We start from the raw sequence: 25717 nt of genomic DNA, 5'->3' as shown, positions 1-25717 counted from the left end.
CAGCCACGGATTAAAAAGTGACTTAATACCATCCATGTAAAAACAATTTCTTTCCATTTATCAATAAGATACAGGCCAATTCTAGCCTTGTTTATAAAGTTGGCCCGCCGATTGCTTTAGTACTGGTATTGAAGCAAAAACAAATCAGCCACAAGGGGCAAGACATGCTAAACAACTATATCGATAGCCTACAAAGCAGCATCATCTGGGCACAGCAGCAAGATGATATCGATGTATTGTGTTTGGCCCGCGACACTATGAATCAACTGATGGACTTCGTGACTACGCTACCCACAGCGGACCAAATGCAAGCTCATCAAGATATTGAAGACGTACTACCCATGGAATGGCCTTTATGGATGGAAGCTTGCCGCTATGAAGATGGCGCGTCTAACAAACACTGTGATGCCACGGTGCACTAACTCACTCGAGAAGTTAGCTCAGCATGTTGGGGCGGTTTATCCGCCCCTTTTTTTTGCCTGCCAGACAGTGGTATCGTGTTGCCAAATTCTACCGACCTGAACAAAACTTATAATATGCCTGACCAGCCACTGATCGTTTCCGATATCCAGGAAGACCAACACACCTTACAACAACGATTTCAGGAGTGGGGTTATCTGCATTTTAAAAACTATGTGGCAGCCGAGCAGTGTGATCAACTTTTGCAGGATTTTTTGGCGGTACTTGAGCCTTATATTGGTTTTGATAAGAGCCGGCACAAACCGATATTAGTGGGCGATGGGTTTGGCGAAACCGACCCTATCTGGGACGAAGTGTATCCAAAAATGCAGGCACTGGAATCGTTCCATAGTTTTTTTCATTCACCGGCTATCGAGTCACTAATGGAAAAACTTCAGGGCAAAGCCTGTTTTGTTTATCCGATTAAAATGGCGCGCATCGCCACTCCCAATAATCTCGGCTTTGAAACACCACCCCACCAGGACGCTCACTCACACAATGCTGGCCCGACTATGGCAGGCATTTGGGTAGCCCTGCATGATGTCAATGACCAAATGGGCCGCTTAAAAATATTACCCCGCTCCCATAAAAAAGGTGTTAGAAAAATTGGCTCAGCCGATGGGGTAGGGGGTGTGCAGTGTGAAATTTTTCCCGATGAAACAACGTGGCATGTTTCTAATGTGGAGCAAGGAGATGTGATTCTTTTTCACTCCTGCACTATTCACAAAGCAGAATCGAATACCGCCAAAGACCTGGTAAGGATTAGCGTAGATACCCGCTTTTGTGATTATGGCGCGCCGGTGTTTTCAACCAATCTGGAACCGCATCATGGTTGGCGCATCGAAGGTTTAAATTGGGAAAGTATTTATCAACATTGGCAGGGAAAAGAATATCAGTATTACTGGCGAGATTATCCAAACCTGTTTTAATTATAATGCGTTAAATGTTCTTACTAAATACTTTTGAATTGCGCTGCAAATTATAGAGCTGCTTTTTCTTTTCCGGCAACTGCTGCTGCGTAATTTCCACAAAACCCAATTCCTGAAACCAATGCGCAGTTTGCGTTGTCAGTACAAAAACACTGGCCAACTGCTTTTCCCGTGCTTGCATTTCCAGGGCAGCTAATAATCTTTCACCTCTATCTTCACCTCTGTAATCCGGGTGAGTGGCTACGCAGGCAATTTCTCCTGAGGCAGACTCTTCATAAGGATAAAGGCCTGCGCAGGCAACAATCATCCCGTCTCTTTCAATAACAGTAAACAGATTGATCTCGTTTTCCAGTAATTCACGCGAACGTTTTACTAGCGAGCCTTCAGCTTCAAGGGGTTCAATTAATTCTAATATACCGCCTACATCTTCAATCGTAGCAGTGCGCAATTGCTCATAGTGATCTTGCGAAATTAATGTACCAGCGCCGTCTCTGGTAAATAGTTCTTGTAGCAATGCACCATCGTCGCTGTAGCTAACACAGTGGCAGCGGCTGATACCGTTTTCACCGCTGGTAGCAATAGCTCTTAGCAAGCTGGCGGTTTCCGGGTCATCGCTATGATCGAGCAAATATTTTATTTCACTCACTGAGCAGTTTTGAATTAAATCACCACTGGTATCCAGCAGGCCATCCTGCGCAGAAAAAACAATCAGCTTATCAGCCTGCATCGCAATGGCCGACTGTGTGGCTACATCTTCCAACGACAAATTAAAGACTTCACCCGTCGGTGAATAGCCGGTAGGCGAAAGTAACACAATAGAGCCATCATCCAGTTGTTTTGCAATGCCCTGAGTATCAACTCTTCTAACCATTCCGGTATGTTCATAATCAACACCGTTGCGAATGCCAATAGGTTTTGCCACCACAAAGTTACCGGAGCATACTCTGATTTGTGCGCCATGCATGGGGGAGTTGGCCAAGCCCATGGTTAACAGTGCTTCAATTTGTGCCCGCACAGAACCGGCGGCATCTTTAACGCATTCCAGTGTTGGGCCATCGGTAATGCGAATATCGTTTTCGATCCGCGAGCTGATCCCCCTGAGGGCAACACGCTCTTCAATTTGTGGCCTGGCACCATGGGCCAGAATAAGCTTTACCCCAAGGCTGTTAAGCAAAGCGATATCGTGAATGATATTGGCAAAATTCGGATGCGCCACCGCATCACCACTAAACATCAGCACAAAGGTCTTCCCTCTATGCGCATTGATATAGGGCGCTGAGTTACGGAACCATTTGACGTAATCTTTTGTGGGCATGGTGTTTTTTATATTGGGTGAATTAATCGTTGGCTTATTGTGGGGCCTAATGAGTATTAGGGCAAGAGGCAGCCTGGATTCCCGCCCCCGCGGGAATGACGTGGGGGGCGCGGGAATGACGTTAGAGACAGAATCGGCCGATCAATTGCTTGAGCAAATCCACCGCCGGTTGTACCTGGTTGAGCGCCATATATTCATTAGGTTGATGCGCCTGATCAATAGAGCCGGGCCCCATCACAATCGTCTCCATCCCTAACTGCTGTAACAGCGGCCCCTCAGTAGCAAAGGCAACCGACTCGGCACTATGCCCCGTCAGTTGTTCCGCCGCTTTGACCAAGACAGAATCCGCGCTTTGCTCAAAAGGTGCCAGTGGTTTGATCAGCGACCGTAGGCTGATATTAACCTTAAGTTGTGTGGCCAATGGTTTTAGTCGTTGGGAAATTTCATTAAGTACATCGGCGTTATTCATGCCGGGCAGGGCACGCACATCAAAATGCAATTCACACTGGCCGCAAATTCGGTTGGGGTTATCGCCGCCATGAATACAACCCAGATTAAGCGTAGGGACAGTCACTTTAAATAAAGGGTTGTTATAGCGCTCTTGCAACTCAGCCCGAAAGGCCATTAAGTCCGCCATCACAATATGCATCGCTTCCATCGCATTGTTACCCAAACTTGGGTTCGATGAATGCCCGGCGCGGCCTTCCACTTTGATAGCATTCATCATCATGCCTTTATGCATGCGAATGGGTTTTAAATCCGTGGGCTCACCAATGACCGCAAAGCGCGCTTTGGGTGCGCCCTGCGCCGCCAGTTCCCTTGCGCCGTCCATTGAGCTTTCCTCATCAGCGGTAGCAAGAATAATCAGGGGTTCTTTTAAGGGTTGGTCAAGAAAAGCTTTAGCCGCTTCAATCGCGATGGGAAAAAATCCTTTCATATCCGTTGAGCCAAGGCCGAATAATTTATTATCTTGCTCAGTCAGGCTAAGGGGGTTCATATCCCATAGTTCTTCGTTAAAGGGTACAGTATCGGTATGACCGGATAACACCAGCCCACCAGGCCCGCTACCAAGGGTGGCAATTAAGTTGGCTTTATTAGCTTGTTCAGCCAAAGGAATAATTTCGCAGTTAAAACCAAGGCTACTTAACCAGCCAGCGAGCTTATCAATCACCTGGCGGTTGCCGGTATCCCACTGGGCCGAGGTTGAACTGACTGAGATTTCACTGAGTAGCTCGTTCATCATGGTGAGAAGAGGGGGGACTGTAGACATGGTTTATTCCATTGATGGATGTATTACAGAATCATACTACTAAATGCCACTGACACCACCCTTGCTGTGCCCGTCCGAACCCCTCGTCATTCCCGCGAAGGCGGGAATCCAGACTGCATGCTTATGCTGTTATTTCCGCCAGGGCGGAAATCTACAGCACTGGATTCCCGCCTTCGCGGGAATGACGATAGTCATTTTTGCCGAAGCCTGCCCTCGGGTGCTTTAGTCGGGAACTACGGGCATAAAAAAAGCAGCTACAGAAAACTGCGCCGCCTTTTAAACCAGAATTACCTGATTAACTAAATATACCCTTAAAGGTAAAGAAGAACAGAATGGCTAAGCCGGCACCTGCTGGCAAAGTAATCACCCAGGACATAAAGATACTACCAACAACTCGCAGGTTCAGAGCGCCAATACCCCTGGCCAAACCAACACCCAGCACAGCACCTACCAGAGTGTGGGTGGTAGAAATAGGTAATCCCGTTGCAGAGGCAAATACTACCGTAGTCGCAGCGCCCAGTTCCGCAGCAAAACCGCGACTTGGGGTCAGTTCAGTAATCTTCTTACCGATGGTTGCCATTACCTTAAAGCCGTAGGTAGCCAAACCGATAACAATACCGCCACCGCCCAGCAAAAGAATCCAGGGTGGAAGAGCTGACTTGCTGGCAATCTCACCACCGCTGCCAATCACACTGGCAATCGCCGCCAGTGGGCCAACGGCGTTAGCTACATCGTTAGAACCGTGGGCAAAGGCCATGGCACAGGCAGTGAAAATCATTAATATCGCAAACACTCTTTCTACATTGCCAAAGCGGTTGCCATCTTCCGGAATCACCTCTTCTTTAACTTTGCCCAGCATACCTTTACCAATGATAGCGACAATGATGCCGATAACAGCAGCAACGGGCAAAGCGTTGGCAAACTTGCTGCCCAGGCCGAGGTCGATCTCAATACCCAGATGCTTTAGACCTTTTAACAAGGTCACCATGGCAATCATAAAGCCCACAGCAAACATATACATGGGGACATATTTTTTAGCATTTTGAAACGGCTTGTCGGTATTGAGTATCAGCTTTTGTACACTCATAAACAGGCCGAAGGATATAGTTCCCGCGAGAACTGGCGAGACAACCCAACTGGCAACAATAGTACCGACCTTGCCCCAGTTAACCGCATCCACCGAAATACCTACCGCGGCAAAACCTACCAGTGCGCCTACAATAGAGTGGGTAGTGGAAACCGGCCAGCCTTTCATACTGGCGATTAATAGCCAGGTACCCGCCGCCAGGAGTGCGGCCATCATCCCGTAGACCAGTAACTCTGGTGAGTTATTGATCAAGGCCGGGTCAAGGATGCCCTTGCGAATGGTGGACGTTACCTCACCACCGGCGAGGTAAGCTCCCGCAAACTCAAAGACCATAGCGATTAAAATCGCCTGCTTGATAGTCAGGGCTTTTGACCCTACCGAGGTACCCATAGCATTGGCAACATCATTGGCTCCAACACCCCAGGCCATAAAAAAGCCAAAAAGGCAGGCCATTATTAAAAGTATGTGGCCGTGCTCAGCAATAATAGACATAGTTCTTTTCCGAAAAATTATTAGTTATTAGTGTGTTTATTAACTGGCAAGCAAGCGCTCTAAGCGAGAGCCTACTTTTTGTGCGCGGTCGGCTAATTCGCCAACCCAGTCGATGATTTTGTAGAGAAACATAACGTCGACAGGGGGCAGGTCTTTTTCCAGCTTAAACAGCATGGCGCGGACTTTAACCTGAAGCTTGTCGTTTTTATGTTCAAGACGGTCCAGCTCTTTAATCAGCTCTTCAACCACCTTGACTTCACGGCCACGAAATCCGGTTTCTAACAACTCATCCATTTCTTGAATCGCTTTGAGAGCCTGGGCTGATGTGGCAACGGCTTCGTGCACATAGTCGACCATAATAGGGGCTATTTTTTCAGGGATTACCATCTTGCGGCCCAGCATAATGCCGGCAATATCCTTGGCGCAGTTGGCGATTTTGTCTTGCATGGCCACCAGGTCGAGCAAGTCAGAACGAGGCACCGGCATAAACAGGCTTTTGGGCATATTCAGGCGCACCTGCTTTTTCAGCTTGTCGGCATCGCCTTCCAGCTTAGAAATCTGCTTTTGCAGATCTTTGGCTTTATCCCAATCACTTGCGATCACAGCTTCAAAATAGTCGCTAAGCTTTGACGCACAGCTATGGGCAGTTGCCATATGCTCTTGAATAGGCCGAATAGGGGATTGGCCAAATAGATTCCCGAAGGGATTGCCAGCCATAAGTGAGCTCCTTGAATAGGTATTGTTATTTGTATCCGAGCTATATTTCAGGCCGGCTAATAGGCACAGCCGCCCAGTTTACAGGTTCAGAAAGCCGTAATTGTACTCGAAGATCAGGCTATTGTTTCAGAAAAATGACATTTTTATTACATTATTTGTCGTGGCGGAAAAAGTACATCACCATGCTCTGGTCAAAGCTGTGATTAATATCACCGCCACCGCTGGCGGCCCTGCCATACTGGGCCATACTTAAAGGCTAAGACAGAAGATTAGCGGCTTATCGAAGGAGTTAGATTTACATGGCGGGTTCAACAGACAATGCAGCTTTTGGGGCCAAACAGGCGGAGCGAGCCTTGGATTTACGGGGCCTGATGGATGATTTGCTGCGGGACCAGCGCATCGGTCACAAAGACCATGTGCAGGTGCTCAATAGTAGCCGCAGCCAGCAAGATGCCCTCAGGCACCCCCTTAGCTATATAGCTGACCAGAAACTACCGGATGCCGCTCGCCCGGGTGCCGTCCTCAATATAGATGCACTATTGGCCTGGCTGTCCCTGTCCTGCGAGCAGCCGGTCTATAACCTGGACCCGCTAAAAATCAACGTACCCGCCATTACCGAAGTAATGTCCTTCGAGTTTGCCCAGCGCCATAAAATCCTGGCGGTGGATGTCTCCGCCGAAGAAGTCACCATCGCCAGTTGCGAGCCTTACCTGAATGGTTGGCAGTCCAACCTGGAGCATGTACTGCGCCGGCCGATTAAACGTGTGCTGATCGACCCCGCTGACCTGAAACGTTATACGGTAGAATTTTATTCGCTATCAAAGTCCGTGCGCGGTGCTTCGGGCAAAGCCGCCGGTAAAACTTTTGCTGGCGTCACCAACTTCGAGCAGTTATTAGAACTGGGGGATATGAAAGACCCCGATGCCAATGACCAGCATATCGTTAATATTGTTGACTGGATTTTACAATACGCCTTTGACCAACGTGCCAGTGATATTCATATCGAACCGCGCCGTGAAGTCGGCAATGTACGATTCCGAATTGATGGAGTGTTATATAACGTCAGTGAATTTCCGCTACAGGTGGCGATGGCCATTACCAGCCGCTTAAAAATTCTTGGTCGGTTAAATGTGGCAGAAAAACGCAAACCCCAGGACGGCCGTTTAAAAACCGTCACCCCGCAAGGCAATGAAGTGGAACTACGGTTATCCACTTTGCCCACCGCCTTCGGTGAAAAACTGGTGATGCGGATATTTGATCCCGATGTGATGCTGCGAAGTTTTGAACAGTTGGGTTTAGCCAACGAAGATTATGCCCGCTGGCATGGCATGATAAAAAACCCCCACGGTATTGTTTTGGTAACCGGGCCAACCGGTTCCGGAAAAACCACCACTTTATATTCCAGCTTAAAACAGCTAGCCACTTCAGAAGTCAATGTCTGCACCATCGAAGACCCTATCGAAATGATGGAAGACAGTTTTAACCAGATGCAAGTGCAACATAATATTGATTTGGATTTTGCCAGCGGCGTGCGTGCATTAATGCGGCAAGATCCGGATATTATTATGATCGGTGAGATCCGGGATTTGGAAACCGCTGAGATGGCTATTCAAGCCGCACTGACAGGCCACCTGGTTTTATCCACCCTGCACACCAACGATGCCCCGAGCGCACTGACCCGATTACTGGAATTAGGTGTGCCGCCTTATTTATTAAAAGCCACCGTGTTGGGAGCAATGGCCCAGCGTTTAGTCAGAACCTTATGCCCACATTGCAAACAACCCGATACAGTGTCGGAAGCGGATTGGACCTCGTTAACAAAACCCTGGAAAGTGCCAAAGCCAGCAACGATTTATCAACCCAAGGGCTGTTTGGAATGCCGTAACACTGGCTACTTGGGGCGCCAGGGTATTTATGAAATATTATTATTATCCGATGAAGTGCAAGAGCATGTGGATGAGCGGGTGGATATCGAAAAAATTCGTCAACAATCGATGAAGGAAGGTATGAAAACCCTATGCTTATCCGGCGCACAAAAAGTGGCCGCAGGCGATACCACGATTGCAGAAGTATTAAGAGTGGCGCCGCCAAGAAAATAAAGACCCAGCTTACGTCGAGAAAAACCATGAAGGTATTGTCGCCCGCCGATTTTCCGGCATTATTGTCGGAGCAAATCAACCAAAACAGGCAGCAATTTACTAGCACCAACCCCGATTATCTTGCGTGGTTTGAACAGTGTGTAGCGGATAAAAAATTTTCAGAGCAGTTAGATAGAGTATGGTGCGGTAGCCAGTATGCCTTTGATCTTTGTTGCCGCAAGCCGCTACTATTTCGTGAGTTGGTTGATAGCAATAACTTAAAAACCACCTATACCAAAGCATCCATTCAGAATAACCTTTCCCATCGGCTTGTCCATACTAGCAACCCTAAAGAGCTAGACAGCCAATTACGCCTTAACCGCAACCAGGAAATGCTGCGCATTATTTGGCGTGATATCAACCGTCTGGCCGACCTTGAAGAAACAACCCGGGATATTTCTCTGCTGGCTGAAGCCAGCATTCAACAGGCATTGGATTTCCATCATAACAATCTTGTCAAATTATATGGCCGCCCCATGGCCATCATTAATAGTATTTCCACAGAACAAAAAATGATGGTTATCGGTATGGGCAAACTGGGTGCCCGGGAATTAAATCTCTCTTCTGATATCGATTTAATGTTTTGTTACCCCCGTCGCGGAGAAACCGATCACAAGAAAAACCCCCAGGACAATGGTGAGTTTTTTACCCGTGTTGCAAGAAAGCTGATTCAATCTATTGACCAGATGACGGTTGATGGTTTTGTGTTCCGTGTCGATATGCGGCTGCGGCCCTATGGTGAAAGTGGTGCACTGGTATTAAGTTTAGGCGCCATGGAAGAGTACTATCAGGATCAAGGCCGTGACTGGGAACGCTATGCGATGATCAAGGCCAGGGTGATTGCCGGTGAGGCGAAGGCTGCCGGGCAATTAATGAATGTACTACGGCCCTTTACCTACCGCCGTTATGTAGATTTCTCAGCCTTTGAATCATTGCGCTCCATGAAAAAAATGATACAGCAGGAAGTAAAGCGCCGGCGTTTAGACAATGACGTAAAGCTGGGCCCCGGCGGTATTCGGGACATTGAATTTATTGCCCAGTGTTTTCAACTAATACGTGGTGGCCGAGAGCTGGAGCTACAAGAACGTCGTGTACAAACAGTGTTAACGGTCCTGGCGGAACAAAACACGATGCCGGTAAAAGCCGTAGAAGAATTACAGGCCGCCTATCTCTTTCTGCGAAATACCGAACACGGCATTCAAGCTTTTAACGATCAACAAACACAAACGCTGCCAATAGATCATTTACCCCAGGCCGCCCTGGCCATGGTGTTAGGCTTTCGACAATGGCCAGATTTTATTGCGGCATTAACGAAACACAGAAACAACGTTAGCAAACACTTCCAGCAAATTATTGCCGATGACAAGGAAGCCGTCGCCATGGATAAACCCTCAAACTGGGATACGGTTTGGTTAGCCGATAGCGACAACGACAACGATCAAGTCCTGGCCTATCTAGCCGAAGCGGGACATGAAGATGGCCAGGCAGTACTCACCCAATTGCAACGTTTACAAAAAGATCGCACAGTACAGCGAATGCAAGCGGTTAGCCGCGAGCGTCTCGATCAATTTATTCCCCTGTTACTTCAGGCCGTAGCTAATACTGCAAGCCCCTCCGCGACACTATTGCGCATTGTTCCCCTGGTCGAATCCGTATTGCGGCGTTCGGCCTATCTAGTACTGCTAGTAGAAAACCCAAACGCATTAAAGCAGTTGGTTATTCTTTGCTCGGCCAGCCCCTGGATTGCAGAAAAACTCGCCACCCAACCGGTACTGTTAGATGAGCTATTAGATACTCGAACTCTCTACCAGGTTCCGGAAAAAGACAAGCTGCGCGCAGAGTTGCAACAACACCTGCTGCGCGTAGCCTGGGATGACCTGGAAGCGCATATGGATGGCCTGCGTTATTTTAAACAGGCCCATCAACTACACATTTCCGCCGCAGAAGTCATCGGCAAATTACCCTTAATGAAAGTCAGTGACTATCTGACCATGATCGCCGAAGTTGTACTTGAACATGTGCTGGAGCTGGCCTGGAGTAACCTGGTGGCCAAACATGGCCGCCCCCAAAAATCCAAGGGGGTGGCCTGCGATAAAGACTTTATTATTGTCGGCTACGGCAAGCTGGGGGGCATCGAGCTGGGCCACGGCTCTGATTTAGACCTGGTCTTTATCCATAATGCGGCCTCGGGCCTGTCCACCGACGGCGACCGCCCCATTGATAACGGGATGTTTTTTACCCGTCTAGGCCAGCGCATGATCCATATTATGACCGCCCAGACCCCCTCCGGCATGCTCTATGAGGTGGATATGCGGCTGCGGCCCTCCGGCACATCGGGTCTATTGGTTACTTCCTTAAGCGCCTTTGAAACCTATCAAAAGCAAGATGCCTGGACCTGGGAGCACCAGGCTTTGGTGCGAGCGCGGGTGGTGGCCGGAGATAAACAGCTCTCCCAGACCTTTGAAGCCTTAAGAGTTGAACTGCTGTGCCAGCACCGTGATGAGGACCAATTAAAGAAGCAAGTTGGCGCCATGCGGGAAAAGATGCGCGATCATTTGCTGCCAAAGGGGCTGGAACAGGCCGATCCGCCAATTTTTCACCTCAAACATGGCACTGGAGCTATCGTCGACATCGAATTTATGGTGCAATACGCGGTTCTGGCTTGGTCACACCAACACCCCGCATTAGCAGTATATACGGACAACATCCGAATACTGGAGGCCCTACAACAACAGGGGCTATTTTCCATCGCTGAGGCGGAGGCCCTAACGGAAGCTTACAAGGCATACCGCGCCCACGCACACCGCTTGAGTTTGCAGCAGCAACCCAGCGAAGTGCCCCTGGCGGATTTTGCCCGGCACCGCCAGGCGGTGGTGACCTTATGGTTGCAGGTGATAGGCTGCAGGCGATAGGCTGATGCTTGATAGCTTAAGTAAACAGAATATATAGAAGCAATAAAAACGATTTGACGTTGTAAGGAGTTTGTTATGTCCATGGCTGACCGCGATGGTGTTATCTGGTTTGATGGTGAAATGGTGCCCTGGCGCGATGCCAAAGTCCATGTGCTGACCCACACCCTCCACTATGGTTTGGGCGTGTTTGAAGGCGTGCGCGCTTATCACACGCAGAATAACGGCACCTGTATTTTCAAGTTACAGGAGCATACCGACCGCCTGTTTCGCAGTGCCCATATTTTGAATATGACCATGCCCTTCGACAAAGAAACCATTAATGAAGCGCAAAGAGCGGTAGTACGCGAAAATAATTTAGAGGAAGGCTATCTTCGTCCCATGTGCTTTTATGGGTCAGAAGGTATGGGCTTGCGTGCCGATAACTTAAAATCCCATGTCATTGTTGCTGCCTGGGAGTGGCCTTCTTATATGTCGCCAGAGGCTAAAGAGCAGGGCATTAAAGTGCGCACCTCTTCCTATACTCGCCATCACGTCAATATCTCCATGTGTAAAGCCAAAGCCAATGGCCACTACATCAACTCGATGTTGGCACTAAAAGAAGCTCTGGACAGTGGCTGTGAAGAAGCGCTGCTATTAGATAATGAAGGCTATGTTGCCGAAGGCAGTGGCGAGAATATCTTTATTGTTCGCAACGGCATTATTTTTACGCCGGAGTTAACCAGCTGTTTAGATGGCATAACCCGCAATACCATTTTTTCTTTTGCTGAAGAGTTGGGTTACGAGGTCAGGGAAAAGCGTATTACCCGCGATGAAGTCTATGTGGCCGATGAAGCATTTTTCACCGGCACCGCAGCAGAAGTATTGCCGATCCGTGAATTGGATGGCCGTTTGATTGGTGAAGGTGGTCGCGGCCCGATTACTGAACAGATGCAGACCATGTACTTCGATGCGGTTAAAGGTCGTCGTGAGCAAAATATGGATTGGCTGGCTCCGGTTTAAGCCCCTATGACATCCAGCCCCAAAAAAATCCTTATCGTTGGCCCGTCCTGGGTTGGCGATATGGTAATGGCGCAATCTTTATTTATTGCCTTGAAACAGCAACACCCAGATAGTTCTATTGATGTCCTGGCTCCAGCATGGAGCTTAGCCATTCTTGAGCGCATGCCAGAAGTGCGCAAGGGAATAGCGATGCCGGTAGGCCATGGCAAACTCAATTTAAGTGTGCGTTTTGAGTTAGCCACAAGCCTGCAAGCCGAGCAATACGATCAAGCCATTCTATTACCCAACTCGTTAAAATCAGCACTAGTCCCCTGGCTTGCAAAAATTCCAGAGCGTACCGGTTGGCGGGGTGAAATGCGTTATGGTTTGTTAAACGATATTCGCTTACTAAAAAAATCTGACTACCCATTAATGGTGCAACGTTTTGTGGCCCTGGCCCATAAACCCTTTACACCGTTGCCCGATGAGTTACCAAGACCGTCCTTAGTGGTCGATTCATCCCGTGTTGCCGGGTTACTGCAACGCTACGGTTTTAACCAGCAACCCTTTATTGCCTTATGTCCAGGTGCAGAGTTTGGCCCCGCAAAACGCTGGCCAGAAAATCATTATGCCGCCGTCGCGCAATCCTTTATTGATCGCGGCTGGCAGGTGGCTCTGTTTGGTTCCGCCAATGATATAGACGTGACCGAATCCATAATTGCATTGCTACCTGAAAAGCAGAAAAACGCCTGCATTAATTTAGCAGGAGAAACCGAATTAGCCGAGGCCGTTGATATACTATCCGCCGCTTCCGCCGTGGTCAGTAATGACTCCGGCCTTATGCATGTTGCCGCCGCTTTAGCCCGGCCAATGGTAGTAGTTTATGGCTCAACCTCCCCGGACTTTACGCCGCCACTGAGCGACAATGTCGCGGTAGAAAAAATGGCGGTGGAGTGCGGCCCCTGTTTCCAGCGGGAGTGCCCACTTAAAGACAGGCAGATGCATTGTTTAAAAGACTTGTCGCCGCAGCGTGTGATTACAGCATTGGACACATTGCTATGAGTCGCCCACTCGACCCACAGTGGTCAGATTTTCTAGCCCCCGGCTATTGGCCGACCTGGCTGCTTTTATTGTTGATGCGTTTAATCGCGCTATTACCTTTTAAGGCGGGCCTTGCAGTGGGCAGTGGATTAGGCTCACTGCTATATCGCTTAGCGACAAAACGCCGACGAGTGACAGACGTGAATATCGCCCTCTGTTTTAAAGAACTGACAGCCAGCGAACAAACTAAACTCGTTAAAGATATTTTTAAAGCCAATGCTATCGGTTTTATAGAAACGGCCTGGGCCTATTGGGGCAACCGGCAAAGTATCGAAAACCGAACCACCTTTGTAGGTTTCGAACTGCTAGAAGAAGCGTTGAAACAAGAGCGGGGCGTGATTCTACTAGGCGGCCATTTTAGTACCTTAGATTTAGGCGGCTTATTACTGTCTTTTTACGGCAAGCCCTTTGATTGTGTTTATCGCCCCCATAATAATGCCTTAATGGATTATTGGATTTGCAAAAAACGCTCGCGCTTTACCAAAGTGGTAGACCGAAAAAAATTCCGCGAGCTACTACGCGACCTTAGAAAAAACCGCTGTGTCTGGTATGCGCCAGACCAGGACTTTGGCAATAAGGGTGCAGTTTTTGTACCGTTTTTTGGCCAGACGGCAGCGACCATTGTAGCCACCTCAAAAATGGTGCGATTAAATAATTCACCCATCTTGATGCTGGCCCATTATCGCAATAAAGATAATGCCGGTTACACCATGGAAATAACAGCGATGCCTGAGTTTCCTTCAGGGGATGAAACCCGCGATGCTGAGTTAGTTAATCAAACGCTGGAACAGGCCATTCGTAAAGCGCCCGAGCAATATATGTGGGTACATAAGCGCTTTAAAACCCAGCCCGATGGCAATCAAAAATTGTATAAAGCGGCGGGTTGCTAATGAAGATTGCATTGTGCCTGTATAAATATTTTCCCTATGGTGGTTTGCAGAGAAATTTTTTAGCTATTAGCGAAGAACTGTTAAAACGTGGCCATGATATTACCGTGTACACCGGTGAGTGGGAGGGGGAGTGTCCGGCCAATTTATCAGTGACCTTGCTTGCAGCCTCGGGCGTTACCAATCATGGTTACAACAAACATTTTTATAAGCTATTACAGCAGGAGCTGAAAAGAAAACCCGCCGATATCGTAGTGGGTTTTAATAAAATGCCGGGTTTGGATATTTATTATTGTGCCGACACTTGTTTTGCGGCAAAAGCCTTTGAAGACAAAAGTTGGCTATACCGCTTATCGCCTCGCAGCCGATGGTCTATTCGTTATGAGCGCGCTGTATTCGCCAAAGATTCCAAGACTGAAGTTCTGTTGTTATCAGCAGACCAGGGCGACGCGTTTAATCGCTACTACTCAACGCCCTTTGTACGCATGCATCTAATGCCCCCGGGTATTAGTCGGACCCGAGTGAGAACCGCAGAGAGTGACCAGCAAGCAGTGCGAATTCGACAAGAGCTGGATATTGCACCCGAAGAAAAAGTGATTGCCTTTCTTGGTTCAGATTATAAAAGAAAAGGACTAGACCGCTTGTTAAAAGCGGCGGCAGCACTTCCAGCGGACCAGAAGGCCACTTTAAAAGTGTTAGTGATAGGCCGCGATAAGCGCAGCAAAGATTATGAGACGTTAGCGGCAAAGCTGGGCATTCGTGATAGGGTGCTGTTTGTTGGGCAACGTGATGACGTTCCTGAATTATTATTTGCAGCGAACTGTTTGGCGCATCCGGCTTACTTGGAAAATACTGGCAACGTATTATTAGAAGCAGTGGTCGCTGGGTTGCCCGTTATTTGTAGTGGTATCTGTGGCTATGCTTTTTATATCGAAGACAATAATCTGGGCGCAGTAACTCCTGAGCCCTTTAATCAAACTACAATGAATCAACAATTAGCTAAGTTAATGGTAGATCCAGTTGATTGGCGTACACGGTGTGCTGACTTTGCGCAGTCAGCGGATATCTATTCACGCCCGTTACGGATCGCAGAAAAAATCGAAGCTATTGGAGTGAAGCGATGCCATTGATTATTGACTCACAGGTGATTCGAGATTGGCTGGGTAACGCAGACCCTTTTGAAAAAATCAAAGCTATAAAAGGCAAGGTAGTCCGTTCAAAAGAGGGAAGAACCACCCAGTGCTTTAAGATCAACGGTGAAGGTTTTTACGTGAAGTTGCATGAGGGTATTGGCTGGCAAGAAGTCATAAAAAACCTATTACAACTAAGGCTGCCGATTACCGGCGCTAGCAACGAATGGTTGGCGATAAAAAAATTACACCAGCTAGGGCTGGATACATTAACCGCAGTGGCCTATGGAAAACGCGGTTATAACCCGGCAGCAGAGCAGTCATTTATTATTACCGAAGAACTGACAGACACTTTAAGCCTGGCTCAATATGCTGAACAATGGCCTGAAAAACCTCCGGCGTTTAGTCATAAAAAAGCCATCATTGAGAAAGTTGCCGAAGTTGCCAGCACGATGCATAACCATGGCATTAACCATCGCGACCTCTATATCTGTCATTTTCTTTTAGATATCTCATCGGGTGAAGCTTTTACCGATAAGGAAAAAATCCGTCTGTTCATCGTGGACTTGCATCGTGCACAAATACGCCAGCAAGTGCCCAGGCGTTGGTGGGTAAAAGATGTAGGTAGTATTTATTTTTCAGCGTTGGATATCGGCCTGACAAGGGGTGATGTCTATCGGTTTTTGCGAGCCTATTATCAAATGCCGCTTAAGGATATATTCAGCCAGCACCATGACTTTTTACGTGCTGTTGAGCGTCGTGCGGTTAAACTGTATCGGAGAGACTTTAAGCGTACTCCGACACTGATCTAAGCATATTTGAGTAAACATTTATGAAAGACTACGGCCCTAATCCTGGCTTTTTCCAGAAATGGTTAAGAAATTACAAGGTAGCCAGGCACCGCCCTAAAATATGGCGCCTGCCTTCACCGGAGTTGGGTTATATTAAAATTACCAAAGTGGCTTCAACCTCTATTGAGTTGACCCTGGCCAGGCATTTACATGCAACACAGGCCGGTGGTGATATTGAAGAGGTTACCCCGCAACTGGTGCGCCATTATGCGAATAACTATGCCAGCCATGAAACCATCAAACAGTTTTTAGTGGCCGATAAACCGCCATTTATTTTTGCCTTCGTTAGAAATCCCCTCGATCGTTTGCACTCAAGTTATACCGATAAAATACAAGATGTCAGAAACTCCGGAGGCAGTAAAAATATATTCTGGAATCTGGGTATTACATTGGATATGACATTCGAAGAGTTTGTAGACCGGGTGGCTGAAATACCGGATGAAAAAATTGATCGACACCTGCGCGCCCAGACAAGTTTTCTTTGTGATGGTGATAATGTCGTAGTGGACTATATAGGCAAGTTTGAAAATATGGCCGAAGATTGGACCGTACTCGCCAAAAAATATGACCTGCCGGCCTTGCCTCATAAAAATAAGTCAACCAAATCTGACCGACCTTCACCTTATACATTGCGTTCAGCCAAAGTTGCGGCTGAGAGATATAAAAAAGATATCGCATTGTTGGGTTACCAGGAACAGATCGACGCTTTAATATCATCCTTATAAGGTGTTTGCATTGTGCGGATTATCCAATGAGTACTGATCGCCGTGATTTTTACCCGATCTCAAGTGATGGCACTACCGGCCTGATTAAAAAAAATTCAGGCCTGGACATCGACGAGAGCTTAGCGAGTATCCCGGATTTATTTAGCGCAATAAGCGTGATCAAAGAAGAGCCTTCCCGCAGTATTTTTAGCGCAACACTATTGAATCAGCAAACACTTTTTTGTAAATCCTACCGTGATTCTGGTATTGCAGCCATGCTTAGGGCTGTGTTCAAAGGTAACAGGGCACAACAAAGCCATGACAAAGTTAATCTATTTATCGCCGCTGGTGCTACAGCGCCACAGTCAATGGGTTATGTGATCAAGAAAACCGGTTTGCTAGCCCGCGAGTCAGTGCATTTCAGTGAGTATCTTGAAGATGCCCAAACATTATATGATTTTGTTGCCACAGCAGATGATCAGGAACTAAGCCATGTTTTATCGCAAGTTGCCCAGCAGCTAGCCCGTGTTCATAGTGCTGGTTATGTCCATGGAGATACCAAACTGCATAATCTGCTTATAGATAATGCATCAGTCTATTTTGTAGATTTAGATAGTGTCAGGGCGATTTCCAAAAAGTATTCTCCGGCGAGGGATTTGGCGAGGCTTTTAGTGGGACTTTCAGAGGCCAGTATTGAACAGTCTTTTTTAACGGGCCTGATGGAGGTCTATTATAAGACGGCGGCAGTCGATAAAAAAACATTGGCTAGTGATATCCGTTTAATCATCCCTGATTTTCAAAAAAAGCATCTCAAAAAATACGGCCGCAAACCATCTGTTATTACTTTTTAAGGCATTTTTGAACAACATCATCGGTAGCATACTGACTAACCCAGGCGTTAAAGGCGGCTAAGCCTTGCTCCGTGGCTTGATAATCTCCTTTGGCAATATCGCTAATAATCTGTTTATTGGCCGCTGAAGAGTAATGCGTCAAATCGCGGTAATTATTCAAATCACCTGATAGCGCCTCTTTTGCCCTGAAATCATAGAGTCTGGTATTTTCTTTGCCTGCCAATAGGGCCTGCGCAGTTTGGGCAACTTGAAGATACAACGCATACCTAACCGGCTCATGTTCTTTTATCAAGCCCCAATATAATTTTGAAAATGGCGGGAAGAAAAAATCAAATTGTATATCGGGGTGAGCATTAACCAAAGAAACGATATTGGCCTCGATGTTGTCAGCGATATTATTACTTGTATCTAATAGGTCACTGTCCTGTTGCGGCATACCCGCTTTCTTAATTTGCATATGTAATAAAGAAGGGCAGCCATATTCATTGTCTTTGGCAGCGTATAGGTTTTTCCAATTCCTGGGCTTGATATCTTTTTTACCACTAATCTCTTGCAGGCTTGATAGGCTTTTCTTCAGGTTGGTGAGATTGTAAAGATAATAGGCATCAGTTAGGGGGTTATTGTCGTATAAATATTCAGGGAATGAAGAGGTTTTAACCGCATCCTTATCCAGTACAAAAGCGGCTGGGTGTAGCTCCCAAATAACTCGACTCAGTGTTTGATATTTTAATGCATTGGCTACGGTAAGATTCTGCTCTTTACCGCTGCCGGCGGGTATGGATAGTACTGCCACCTCGCCGGAGAATTTATTTTCAGCATCCGTAGCTAAAAAATTTTGACTGAGTGATGTGCCAATAACCAATATTGAAAATTGTTTATGCTTGCCGATACCCGCATTTTGATGCCGGCCCTGTCCCGTATCAATAGAAAACTTGCTGTCGCGGAAATACATCCAGGGATCAATCGTATAATTTAAAGCCATTAACAATAGCGCCGCTACCGTGACGGTAATAAAAAAGAAGACAGCATAGCGAGGAGTTGCTTGATTCATCGTTATCCTAAAATTGAAAGTAAAGGAATTCAGAAACAGTATTGAGTGATACCGTTGCGATGATAAAAAGCAGCCCAACTAAAACAGCATTTGTTTTAGTCAGCTTAATTTCAAAACGGGAAGCATCAATCGTGCCTAAAGCAGGCTTATAGGCCCGTAGTAAACTAAAGCTATTGGGTGCATAGCGGGCAAAGACCCATAATAATAGAATGGTATACAGTGGTGAGATAGAGCTAAAGCCATCCAGATAACGGAATTCAACACCGGCACTGATTAAGTTGTCACTGAATGAGCCCCAACGCTCGGCATATTTTATCGGTATGGCAATGCCGTTTTGGCCAAACATTCCCGCCAGCATTTTCATGGCCCCTGAATAGGTTTCGGCTCTAAAGAACACCCAGCCTACAATAATGGCTAATAATGTAATAGCAACCCCTAGCTTGCTACCCAGCCAATTGACTGACCGGGGTAGGGCTGGCAGGCCCCTGTGCACAGCATGCCAAGCGTGGTTGATAATAAGATAACTGCCATGCAAGGCTCCCCAGATAACAAAATTCCAGCCGGCTCCGTGCCAGAGCCCACCCAGCAACATGGTAATAAACAGATTGATATAGCGGCGGCTTTGACCCTTGCGGTTACCTCCAAGGGCGATATATAAATAGTCTCTTAAAAACCGTGACAGTGTCATATGCCAGCGACGCCAGAAATCGATAATATTTTTGGCCTTATAAGGCGAATTAAAATTAATAGGCAGCACAATACCAAACATTCTGGCGGCGCCCATCGCCATATCGCAGTAGCCACTAAAGTCAAAATACAGTTGTAAGCTGTAAGCCAGGGCGCCCTGCCATGCCTCCAGTAGCGTTATGGTTTGGCCCGCGTCTGCCTTGGCAAAAATGGCGGTGGAGTAGGGCGCCATATTGTCGGCAATCAATACCTTCTTTGCCAGGCCCAGAGTAAATAGAATTAAGCCTACCGAGATATTTGATGGGTTGAAGAGGGTTTTCCTCTGCCGGGCAAATTGCGGCAGCATTTCGCTGTAGTGAACAATCGGGCCAGCAATAAGTTGAGGGAAAAAACAGACAAACAAACAGTAATCGAGAAACCCATGGGCATGGGTTTTCCCCTGGTAACTATCAACCAGGTAAGCGATTTGCTGAAAGGTGTAAAAGGAAATAGCCAATGGCAAGATAATAGACAGCGATGGGCTTTGGCTGTCGAGCATCAGGTTAATGCTTTCAATAATAAAGTCCGCATACTTAAAATACATCAATGTCAGCAGGTTGGCCGCTACCCCAAGGCCCAGCACGAGTTTTTTATAGCCCCCGGGGCCTGCTCGCAATAGCATTAGGCTCAGGCCATAATTCAGCAAGATGGAGGCAAGCAGCAGAGCGACATACTCAAGTTTCCACCAGCCATAAAAGCCCAGTGAAGCAATCACCAGATAAAGTGTTGGAGAAAGTGTTGGAGTAGACCCCGTCGATAGCCTGCGCAGCAGGTAATAGCCCAGTACCACCAGGGGTAGATACAGCAGGATAAACTCGAAAGAATTAAATAACATCCAGAGCCTTTATGGTATGAAAGGGTAATGCTGCTTTATGGATATGCCACGATAGTCATTCAACTGGCGCACGCTTAATACTAAAGGGTTATTGTTTATTGGTGGCTAAGAATAGATACTCTGGCGAGAGAAGTCTATTTAGAATTTACTGTTGGCTGTAATCAGATATGTCGATATGCTATGTGTTTAGAAATGATGGCTTGCAAGTCACTGCTATAAGCTCCCAATGGAACTATGGAATGAGAATATATGTCAATGCAGGATAGTATTGTTACCGGGTTAAGAGCTTTTACCAGCTATATGTTGGAATCCCGTGGCCGTCTGGTTACTTTTTTTCTGTCGTTATTAGTCATTACCTTTCTACTTCGTCTATGGCAATACGGCTGGGCGGTGAACGACGATGGCGCCCTGTACCTCTATGCCGCTAGAAACTTTATCGACCATGGCCTGGCCGAGGCGCTTAAAACCTACCCATGGGCCTATTACTCCGTGCTTGTTGCCTATGTCGATATGGCTTTTTTCAATAATTTACTGGTCAGTGGCTGGGTGCTTAATTTTGTTTTTCAGTGTGGCCAAATCTACTTTTTTTATCGCATTTGCAGTGCATTGCGTGTGCACCAGTCACGTCTATTTTGGGCCGTCGTATTATTTATTATTTCAATAAGCTTCCACAATTTTCGTAACTACTTAATGCGAGACCAGGGCTTTATTCTCTTTATTATGATCGGTGTTTATTACAGCCTTATTTGCATTAACACCGACAGGCTAACATCCAGCCGTGATAAAAAGTCATTGATTTTGTTTGTTCTATCTTTTGTGATTGCAGCGTTATTTCGTATTGAGGCTTTGGTTATATTGGCTTTTGGTTTCCTGGCGGTTATTTATTTAACTCGTCAGTACCTATTGGGCTTGTTGGCAGGGGTTGTACTATTGTTGGCGGCGGCTATTGGTCTGCTTGCTATTGATATGCCCCAGGCAGATGCCTGGAAGTATGTTAGCGGTAAAATTCCCAGTGTTTTTGTCACCTTTTCACAGGGGCAAGAAATTCTGGAGGCGGAGTTATTATCCAAATACTGGGCTGGACATAGTGGCGTTGGCTTGTTTAGCCTCTATATAGGCACCTATTTTTTCTATCTTTCCAGCTCGTTGTCGGTATATCTGCTGGGGCTTTTTTACTTTCAGCGGAAACAGAAAAATAATGCCACTATCTTACTCTCGGTTTACGCCTTATCAATCGTTGTTTATTGTTTGGTATTTTTATTTAGCCGAGGGTTTTTAGTTTTTAGATATAACCTTCCGTTAACCTATTTTCTAACCGCCTTATCGATCATATTAATCTTGTCTGCCGCCGCCAGGCAGGCGCGGTTTTCAAAAATATTACTGACACTTATTATCATTGTGCCCCTGTTTAAAGTGCTGGATGCTCCCTCGGGAAGCAAACGCTTCTTAAATGAGGCGCAAAGTAAAGTTGAAGCTATGGGCCTGTCAGGCCCTGCTGTTTATTCTAACGCTTTGCAAGTATCGCTGGTTAACCGTGTGGATTATAAGAAAGCACGTACACTCAAGGCCGAACCAACAAAAGTATTAAAGGTGCTGGAATCAGGCTTAAAGCCTGATGTTGCCGTTGTTTATTATGGCCGTTCAGATGAGCAGGTAGTGGTTTCTGGAAAAAACTGCCTGGCCTATTACGTTAAACATCGTCGCCGGACAATTAGTGTCTATGTTGCCAAAAACGAGCATTGCCTAATGGAGCAAGGCTAAGCCTGGGTCTGTGATTGCTGGTACACAGTGTTTGCAGAAAGCAACTGTAAGCAGCTTTGGGTTCTGGCACAGCTTTGTTTACTACAGGCTTCAAGGCAGGGAGTTTCTGAGCGAAGAATGTGGCTATTGTCCGACAGCGGTGACCATAGCGTATCGTCAGTAGGTCCAAATAGGCTATAGACGTAAGTTGGTGTTGTTGCCATTAGGTGAGTGGGCCCAGAGTCATTACCAATCATCGACTCACAGATAAACCCCAGGTGAATAGTTTCAATTAGGTTAAATTGCCCAAAGCCATTGATGGGGGCAATCGACGTATCCTTAATAATCGCTTCCACTTCAGGCTTATCAACCCCGGCGCCAATCAATAACACCTGTTTGTTATCTTGCTCCAGCATGGCAATCAGTTTTTGCCAGTGATGAGTAGGCCATAATTTATATGTTTTACCAGCACCGGGATGAATAACCACCAGAGGCCTGTTTTGATCAACAGCTAATGCGTTCAGCTTTGTTCGCAGCCCTGAGTAAACATTGTCGAGCTTTGGTGCATTGAGTTTTACATGCGTAAGCTCACCAAAGAGCGGATAAAATGGATACCGGTAAAAATCTATTTGGTGGTTGGCGGTTAAATCACTGTCTCTATCACACCAATCATATTTCTCTTTCAATTTCGGTCGACTATAGAAAGCAGAAATATAGTTGGCACCTGAAAGCTGGGCAATTTTAAGGGATTCGCCATGACCATATAAATCCACAGCAGTATCTATCTTGAGTTGTTTTAGTCGAGTATACAGTTTGATAAACAGCTTGGACTTTTGCCATATAGAAAGTTTGGAGCCGCGCAAGTTGCAGGGAATAAATTCAATATCAGGTAAAAAATATGTGGCCAGCGATAGCAGATGGTAATCAATAACGCAGCTAAGGGTTTGCTCGTTAGATAATTGTTGTTGCGCGGCTTTAATGGCATATAGACTGACTAACAAATTACCGATATGGCGGTCAGTCATAACCACTAGCAAGTTGGAAAATGGTTGTAGCGGTGGTCGGCTCATAATGGCGCGCAATCTATCTATTGGTGTTTATTATGGTTTTGGCTGTAAAGGAGGGCCATCATACCGCCTTATGCTCAGTATTTAAATTGCTGGATAGGGCGTAAATGTAGTCATCAATTGCGTCAGAATGCCGTATAATGCCCGCCAATAACTGAAATCCCTTTTAAAACGATCAATGCTCAGGACTGCGGCTACTCTTAATGGCTAAACCTTCATCCACACAAACCGCTGATGGCTGGTCAATCTACCGCCGGTTATTAGGCTATAGCGCCCGCTATTGGCCCTATTTTGTGATTAGTTTGTTGGGTTTTGCCGCCTATGCCAGTACCCAGAGTGCATTGGCCCATATGATGAAGTACTTCGTTGATGGGCTAGAGAGCAAAGATGCCGACCTGGTCACCTTTATCCCCCTGGCTGTTGTGGCTATCAGTATTGTGCGCGGTATTGGCTTTTTCTGCGGCAACTACTTTATGTCGAAAATCTCCCTGAGTGTAGTGAATGATCTGCGCAAGCAGATGTTTGACCATATGCTGGTGCTGCCCAGCGCCTTCCATGACCAATGTAACTCCGGCGAACTGGTATCGATGATCACCTACAACGTGAATCAGGTGACTAATGCCGCGACTAATGCCATCAAGGTGTTATTTAGGGAAGGGCTTACTGTTATCGCCCTATTGGGATATTTGCTATATCAAAACTGGGAACTAACGCTGATCTTTATACTGGTAACGCCGGTGCTTGCTGGCCTGATTGTCTATACCAGTAAACTATTCCGCCGTATGAGTGAAAAGATGCAATCGTCCATGGGGCGGGTGACTCATATCTCTAACGAAGCTATTCAGGGTTATCGGCTCGTGCGCAGTTACGGTGGTGAGGGCTATGAGAAGCAGCGCTTCCACACTGCCAGCAACAGCAATACCCTCCAGGGTATAAAATTCAGCCGTATTGCCTCTGTCCAAACGCCGGTATTCACCTTTTTATTATCGCTGGCTATAGCCGCCTTGATGTATATCGTCCTGCTGATGGCTGCCGATACCTCAGCGGGGGAGTTAGTGGCTTATGTGGTTGCGGCGGGCTTGTTAGCCAAGCCGGTAAGACAACTAAGTGAGATCAACTCCACCATTCAGCGCGGTATAGCAGCGGCAGATTCTATTTTTGGTTTGCTGGATGAACAGCAGGAGCACAATAGTGGCTCACAAGTGGTGGAGCGAGTCAGCGGCCGAATTGAGCTGCGCAATATCAACTTTGAATATGAAGCCGGTAAGCCGGTACTCGATAATATCAACCTGACCATTGAGCCCGGCGAAACCGTGGCATTGGTTGGCCGTTCTGGCAGTGGTAAAACCACCTTGGCCAGTTTGTTATTACGTTTCTATGAGCTTGGCAGCGGTGATATCTTATTAGACGATATAGCCCTGCGTGATTTGGACATCGATTGCTTACGCAGACAGGTTGCTTTGGTTAACCAGCAGGTAGTGTTATTTAACGATACCGTTGCCGCCAATATAGCCTATGGCCAATTGGCCGATGTTGATCACAGCGCCATCGAAAAAGCCGCCACGGATGCCCACGCCATGGAATTTATAAATACCTTACCCGAAGGACTGCAAACCATTGTGGGTGAAGATGGCACCCGTTTATCCGGCGGCCAGCGGCAGCGCCTTTCCATTGCCAGGGCCTTATTAAAAGATGCCCCGATTCTTATTCTTGATGAGGCCACTTCAGCTTTGGATACGGAGTCAGAGCGTACCATTCAGGAAGCGCTTGATAAGGTGATGGAAGGTAGGACTACGATTGTGATTGCGCATCGGTTGTCGACGATTGAAAAGGCTGATCGGATTGTGGTGATGGATGCGGGGCGAATAGTTGAGCAGGGTAAGCATGAGGAATTAATAGCGCAATCCGGGCATTATGCAAAATTGCATGCTTTGCAATTCAATGATAATGCGTAAAAGCGCTGTAAGGGAGTTGTTAGAATTCCGGGTAGGGGTGATGTTTTTTATTTGCTATCTAAGTGGGATTAGAAAATACAAAGAGGGAAAGGCAAATTAAAAATATTAGTAACTGGCGGAGCTGGTTTTATCGGCAGTGCATTAGTACGTCATATCATTAAAAATACAACGGATGAAATAGTTAATGTCGACAAATTAACTTACGCTGGCAATTTATCCTCGGTTGAAGAGGTGCTGCCATCAGATAGGTATTCATTTTATTAAGCCGATGTTTGTGACCCGCTTGAGTTGGCAAAGATCTTTGAAAAAGAGGAGCCGGACGGCGTTATGCACTTGGCTGCCGAGTCTCATGTTGATCGCTCAATTGATGGGCCTGGTGCATTTATTCAAACCAATGTAGTCGGCACTTATACCCTGCTTGAAGCCGCGAGGCACTACTGGCAAAACTTGAGTGGAGATAAGAAATCTAATTTTCGATTCCATCATATTTCTACGGATGAAGTCTATGGTGATTTAGACGGC

General features: G+C 46.8%; 21 protein-coding genes and 1 pseudogene. 15 read left to right on the top strand and 7 right to left on the bottom strand.

Features of this window, described 5'->3' with window-relative positions:
* The first annotated feature begins 164 nt into the window (after positions 1-164).
* Positions 165-422, top strand: coding sequence for a hypothetical protein (locus tag P8H32_RS01775; protein ID WP_297293217.1), 258 nt, complete (start codon positions 165-167; stop codon positions 420-422).
* A gap of 78 nt (positions 423-500) precedes the next feature.
* Positions 501-1388 carry a phytanoyl-CoA dioxygenase family protein gene (locus P8H32_RS01770; RefSeq protein ID WP_301088314.1) on the top strand — a complete coding sequence of 296 codons (888 nt, stop codon included), beginning with the start codon at positions 501-503 and terminating at the stop codon, positions 1386-1388.
* A gap of 10 nt (positions 1389-1398) precedes the next feature.
* Here the strand turns inward: P8H32_RS01770 and argA are convergent, their stop codons facing one another.
* From argA to P8H32_RS01750, 4 genes are all read right to left on the bottom strand, one after another.
* On the bottom strand, positions 1399-2703 hold the full coding sequence (gene argA / locus P8H32_RS01765; RefSeq protein ID WP_297293219.1) for an amino-acid N-acetyltransferase: 1305 nt from the start codon (positions 2701-2703) through the stop codon (positions 1399-1401).
* A gap of 121 nt (positions 2704-2824) precedes the next feature.
* Positions 2825-3973 (bottom strand): acetylornithine deacetylase, encoded by a 1149-nt coding sequence (argE, locus tag P8H32_RS01760; protein ID WP_301088313.1) that lies wholly within the window; start codon positions 3971-3973, stop codon positions 2825-2827.
* A 295-nt stretch (positions 3974-4268) separates the two neighbouring features.
* The gene (locus P8H32_RS01755) at positions 4269-5552 is read right to left on the bottom strand and encodes an inorganic phosphate transporter (RefSeq protein ID WP_297292302.1); all 1284 of its coding nucleotides are present in this window, start codon (positions 5550-5552) and stop codon (positions 4269-4271) included.
* Positions 5553-5591: 39 nt separating this feature from the next.
* Complete coding sequence (locus P8H32_RS01750; RefSeq protein ID WP_297292303.1) at positions 5592-6269, bottom strand: TIGR00153 family protein; 678 nt, start codon at positions 6267-6269, stop codon at positions 5592-5594.
* A gap of 100 nt (positions 6270-6369) precedes the next feature.
* Here P8H32_RS01750 and P8H32_RS01745 point away from each other — a divergent pair, with 100 nt between their 5' ends.
* The 10 genes from P8H32_RS01745 (at position 6370) to P8H32_RS01700 (ending at position 17821) form a co-directional block, all read left to right on the top strand.
* On the top strand, positions 6370-6522 hold the full coding sequence (locus P8H32_RS01745; protein ID WP_301088312.1) for a hypothetical protein: 153 nt from the start codon (positions 6370-6372) through the stop codon (positions 6520-6522).
* Positions 6523-6568: 46 nt separating this feature from the next.
* Complete coding sequence (locus tag P8H32_RS01740; RefSeq protein ID WP_297292305.1) at positions 6569-8368, top strand: GspE/PulE family protein; 1800 nt, start codon at positions 6569-6571, stop codon at positions 8366-8368.
* Positions 8369-8394: 26 nt separating this feature from the next.
* On the top strand, positions 8395-11319 hold the full coding sequence (glnE, locus tag P8H32_RS01735) for a bifunctional [glutamate--ammonia ligase]-adenylyl-L-tyrosine phosphorylase/[glutamate--ammonia-ligase] adenylyltransferase (protein WP_301088311.1): 2925 nt from the start codon (positions 8395-8397) through the stop codon (positions 11317-11319).
* A gap of 75 nt (positions 11320-11394) precedes the next feature.
* Positions 11395-12318 carry a branched-chain amino acid transaminase gene (locus tag P8H32_RS01730; RefSeq protein WP_297292307.1) on the top strand — a complete coding sequence of 308 codons (924 nt, stop codon included), beginning with the start codon at positions 11395-11397 and terminating at the stop codon, positions 12316-12318.
* Positions 12319-12324: 6 nt separating this feature from the next.
* Positions 12325-13359 carry a lipopolysaccharide heptosyltransferase II gene (gene waaF / locus P8H32_RS01725; protein ID WP_301088310.1) on the top strand — a complete coding sequence of 345 codons (1035 nt, stop codon included), beginning with the start codon at positions 12325-12327 and terminating at the stop codon, positions 13357-13359.
* On the top strand, positions 13356-14288 hold the full coding sequence (locus tag P8H32_RS01720; RefSeq protein WP_301088309.1) for an LpxL/LpxP family Kdo(2)-lipid IV(A) lauroyl/palmitoleoyl acyltransferase: 933 nt from the start codon (positions 13356-13358) through the stop codon (positions 14286-14288). Before waaF ends, P8H32_RS01720 begins: the two co-directional genes overlap by 4 nt.
* Complete coding sequence (locus tag P8H32_RS01715) at positions 14288-15415, top strand: glycosyltransferase family 4 protein (RefSeq protein ID WP_301088308.1); 1128 nt, start codon at positions 14288-14290, stop codon at positions 15413-15415. The genes P8H32_RS01720 and P8H32_RS01715 overlap by 1 nt, the downstream gene beginning before the upstream one ends.
* Positions 15406-16227, top strand: a complete 822-nt coding sequence (gene rfaP / locus P8H32_RS01710) for a lipopolysaccharide core heptose(I) kinase RfaP (protein WP_301088307.1) — start codon at positions 15406-15408, stop codon at positions 16225-16227. The genes P8H32_RS01715 and rfaP overlap by 10 nt, the downstream gene beginning before the upstream one ends.
* A gap of 20 nt (positions 16228-16247) precedes the next feature.
* Positions 16248-16991, top strand: coding sequence for a sulfotransferase family 2 domain-containing protein (locus P8H32_RS01705; RefSeq protein WP_301088306.1), 744 nt, complete (start codon positions 16248-16250; stop codon positions 16989-16991).
* A gap of 26 nt (positions 16992-17017) precedes the next feature.
* Positions 17018-17821, top strand: coding sequence for a lipopolysaccharide kinase InaA family protein (locus P8H32_RS01700; RefSeq protein ID WP_301088305.1), 804 nt, complete (start codon positions 17018-17020; stop codon positions 17819-17821).
* Here P8H32_RS01700 and P8H32_RS01695 read toward each other — a convergent pair.
* Together P8H32_RS01695 and P8H32_RS01690 are read right to left on the bottom strand one after the other, a co-directional pair.
* Positions 17811-18872 (bottom strand): hypothetical protein, encoded by a 1062-nt coding sequence (locus P8H32_RS01695; protein WP_301088304.1) that lies wholly within the window; start codon positions 18870-18872, stop codon positions 17811-17813. The two genes, P8H32_RS01700 and P8H32_RS01695, sit on opposite strands and share 11 nt — an antisense overlap.
* 7 nt (positions 18873-18879) lie before the next feature.
* Positions 18880-20433 (bottom strand): MBOAT family protein, encoded by a 1554-nt coding sequence (locus P8H32_RS01690; RefSeq protein WP_301088303.1) that lies wholly within the window; start codon positions 20431-20433, stop codon positions 18880-18882.
* A gap of 249 nt (positions 20434-20682) precedes the next feature.
* On the opposite strand from P8H32_RS01690, the gene P8H32_RS01685 reads away from it, so the two are divergent.
* The gene (locus tag P8H32_RS01685; RefSeq protein WP_301088302.1) at positions 20683-22194 is read left to right on the top strand and encodes a hypothetical protein; all 1512 of its coding nucleotides are present in this window, start codon (positions 20683-20685) and stop codon (positions 22192-22194) included.
* Here the strand turns inward: P8H32_RS01685 and P8H32_RS01680 are convergent.
* The gene (locus tag P8H32_RS01680) at positions 22191-23243 is read right to left on the bottom strand and encodes a glycosyltransferase family 9 protein (protein WP_301088301.1); all 1053 of its coding nucleotides are present in this window, start codon (positions 23241-23243) and stop codon (positions 22191-22193) included. The genes P8H32_RS01685 and P8H32_RS01680 overlap by 4 nt on opposite strands.
* A gap of 200 nt (positions 23244-23443) precedes the next feature.
* Between P8H32_RS01680 and msbA the strand changes: the two genes are divergently transcribed.
* Together msbA and P8H32_RS01670 are read left to right on the top strand one after the other, a co-directional pair.
* Positions 23444-25195 carry a lipid A export permease/ATP-binding protein MsbA gene (msbA, locus tag P8H32_RS01675; protein WP_301088300.1) on the top strand — a complete coding sequence of 584 codons (1752 nt, stop codon included), beginning with the start codon at positions 23444-23446 and terminating at the stop codon, positions 25193-25195.
* Between the two features lie 75 nt (positions 25196-25270).
* Positions 25271-25717, top strand: a pseudogene (locus tag P8H32_RS01670) (GDP-mannose 4,6-dehydratase); the annotation flags it as partial.

Source organism: Oceanicoccus sp., from assembly GCF_029238675.1.
In the GTDB taxonomy this organism is placed as follows: Bacteria; Pseudomonadota; Gammaproteobacteria; order Pseudomonadales; family Dasaniaceae; genus Oceanicoccus.
Note: the sequence above shows the minus strand (reverse complement) of the source record. Positions and strands in the feature narration are given on the sequence as shown.

Bases quoted from the DNA above. Each gene is read 5' to 3' on its own strand.
- P8H32_RS01775 (WP_297293217.1), top strand. From the start codon at position 165: ATGCTAAACAACTATATCGATAGCCTACAAAGCAGCATCATCTGGGCA.
- argA (WP_297293219.1), bottom strand. From the start codon at position 2,703: ATGCCCACAAAAGATTACGTCAAATGGTTCCGTAACTCAGCGCCCTAT.
- argE (WP_301088313.1), bottom strand. From the start codon at position 3,973: ATGTCTACAGTCCCCCCTCTTCTCACCATGATGAACGAGCTACTCAGT.
- P8H32_RS01755 (WP_297292302.1), bottom strand. From the start codon at position 5,552: ATGTCTATTATTGCTGAGCACGGCCACATACTTTTAATAATGGCCTGC.
- P8H32_RS01750 (WP_297292303.1), bottom strand. From the start codon at position 6,269: ATGGCTGGCAATCCCTTCGGGAATCTATTTGGCCAATCCCCTATTCGG.
- P8H32_RS01740 (WP_297292305.1), top strand. From the start codon at position 6,569: ATGGCGGGTTCAACAGACAATGCAGCTTTTGGGGCCAAACAGGCGGAG.
- glnE (WP_301088311.1), top strand. From the start codon at position 8,395: ATGAAGGTATTGTCGCCCGCCGATTTTCCGGCATTATTGTCGGAGCAA.
- P8H32_RS01730 (WP_297292307.1), top strand. From the start codon at position 11,395: ATGTCCATGGCTGACCGCGATGGTGTTATCTGGTTTGATGGTGAAATG.
- waaF (WP_301088310.1), top strand. From the start codon at position 12,325: ATGACATCCAGCCCCAAAAAAATCCTTATCGTTGGCCCGTCCTGGGTT.
- P8H32_RS01720 (WP_301088309.1), top strand. From the start codon at position 13,356: ATGAGTCGCCCACTCGACCCACAGTGGTCAGATTTTCTAGCCCCCGGC.
- P8H32_RS01715 (WP_301088308.1), top strand. From the start codon at position 14,288: ATGAAGATTGCATTGTGCCTGTATAAATATTTTCCCTATGGTGGTTTG.
- rfaP (WP_301088307.1), top strand. From the start codon at position 15,406: ATGCCATTGATTATTGACTCACAGGTGATTCGAGATTGGCTGGGTAAC.
- P8H32_RS01705 (WP_301088306.1), top strand. From the start codon at position 16,248: ATGAAAGACTACGGCCCTAATCCTGGCTTTTTCCAGAAATGGTTAAGA.
- P8H32_RS01700 (WP_301088305.1), top strand. From the start codon at position 17,018: ATGAGTACTGATCGCCGTGATTTTTACCCGATCTCAAGTGATGGCACT.
- P8H32_RS01695 (WP_301088304.1), bottom strand. From the start codon at position 18,872: ATGAATCAAGCAACTCCTCGCTATGCTGTCTTCTTTTTTATTACCGTC.
- P8H32_RS01690 (WP_301088303.1), bottom strand. From the start codon at position 20,433: ATGTTATTTAATTCTTTCGAGTTTATCCTGCTGTATCTACCCCTGGTG.
- P8H32_RS01685 (WP_301088302.1), top strand. From the start codon at position 20,683: ATGTCAATGCAGGATAGTATTGTTACCGGGTTAAGAGCTTTTACCAGC.
- P8H32_RS01680 (WP_301088301.1), bottom strand. From the start codon at position 23,243: ATGAGCCGACCACCGCTACAACCATTTTCCAACTTGCTAGTGGTTATG.
- msbA (WP_301088300.1), top strand. From the start codon at position 23,444: ATGGCTAAACCTTCATCCACACAAACCGCTGATGGCTGGTCAATCTAC.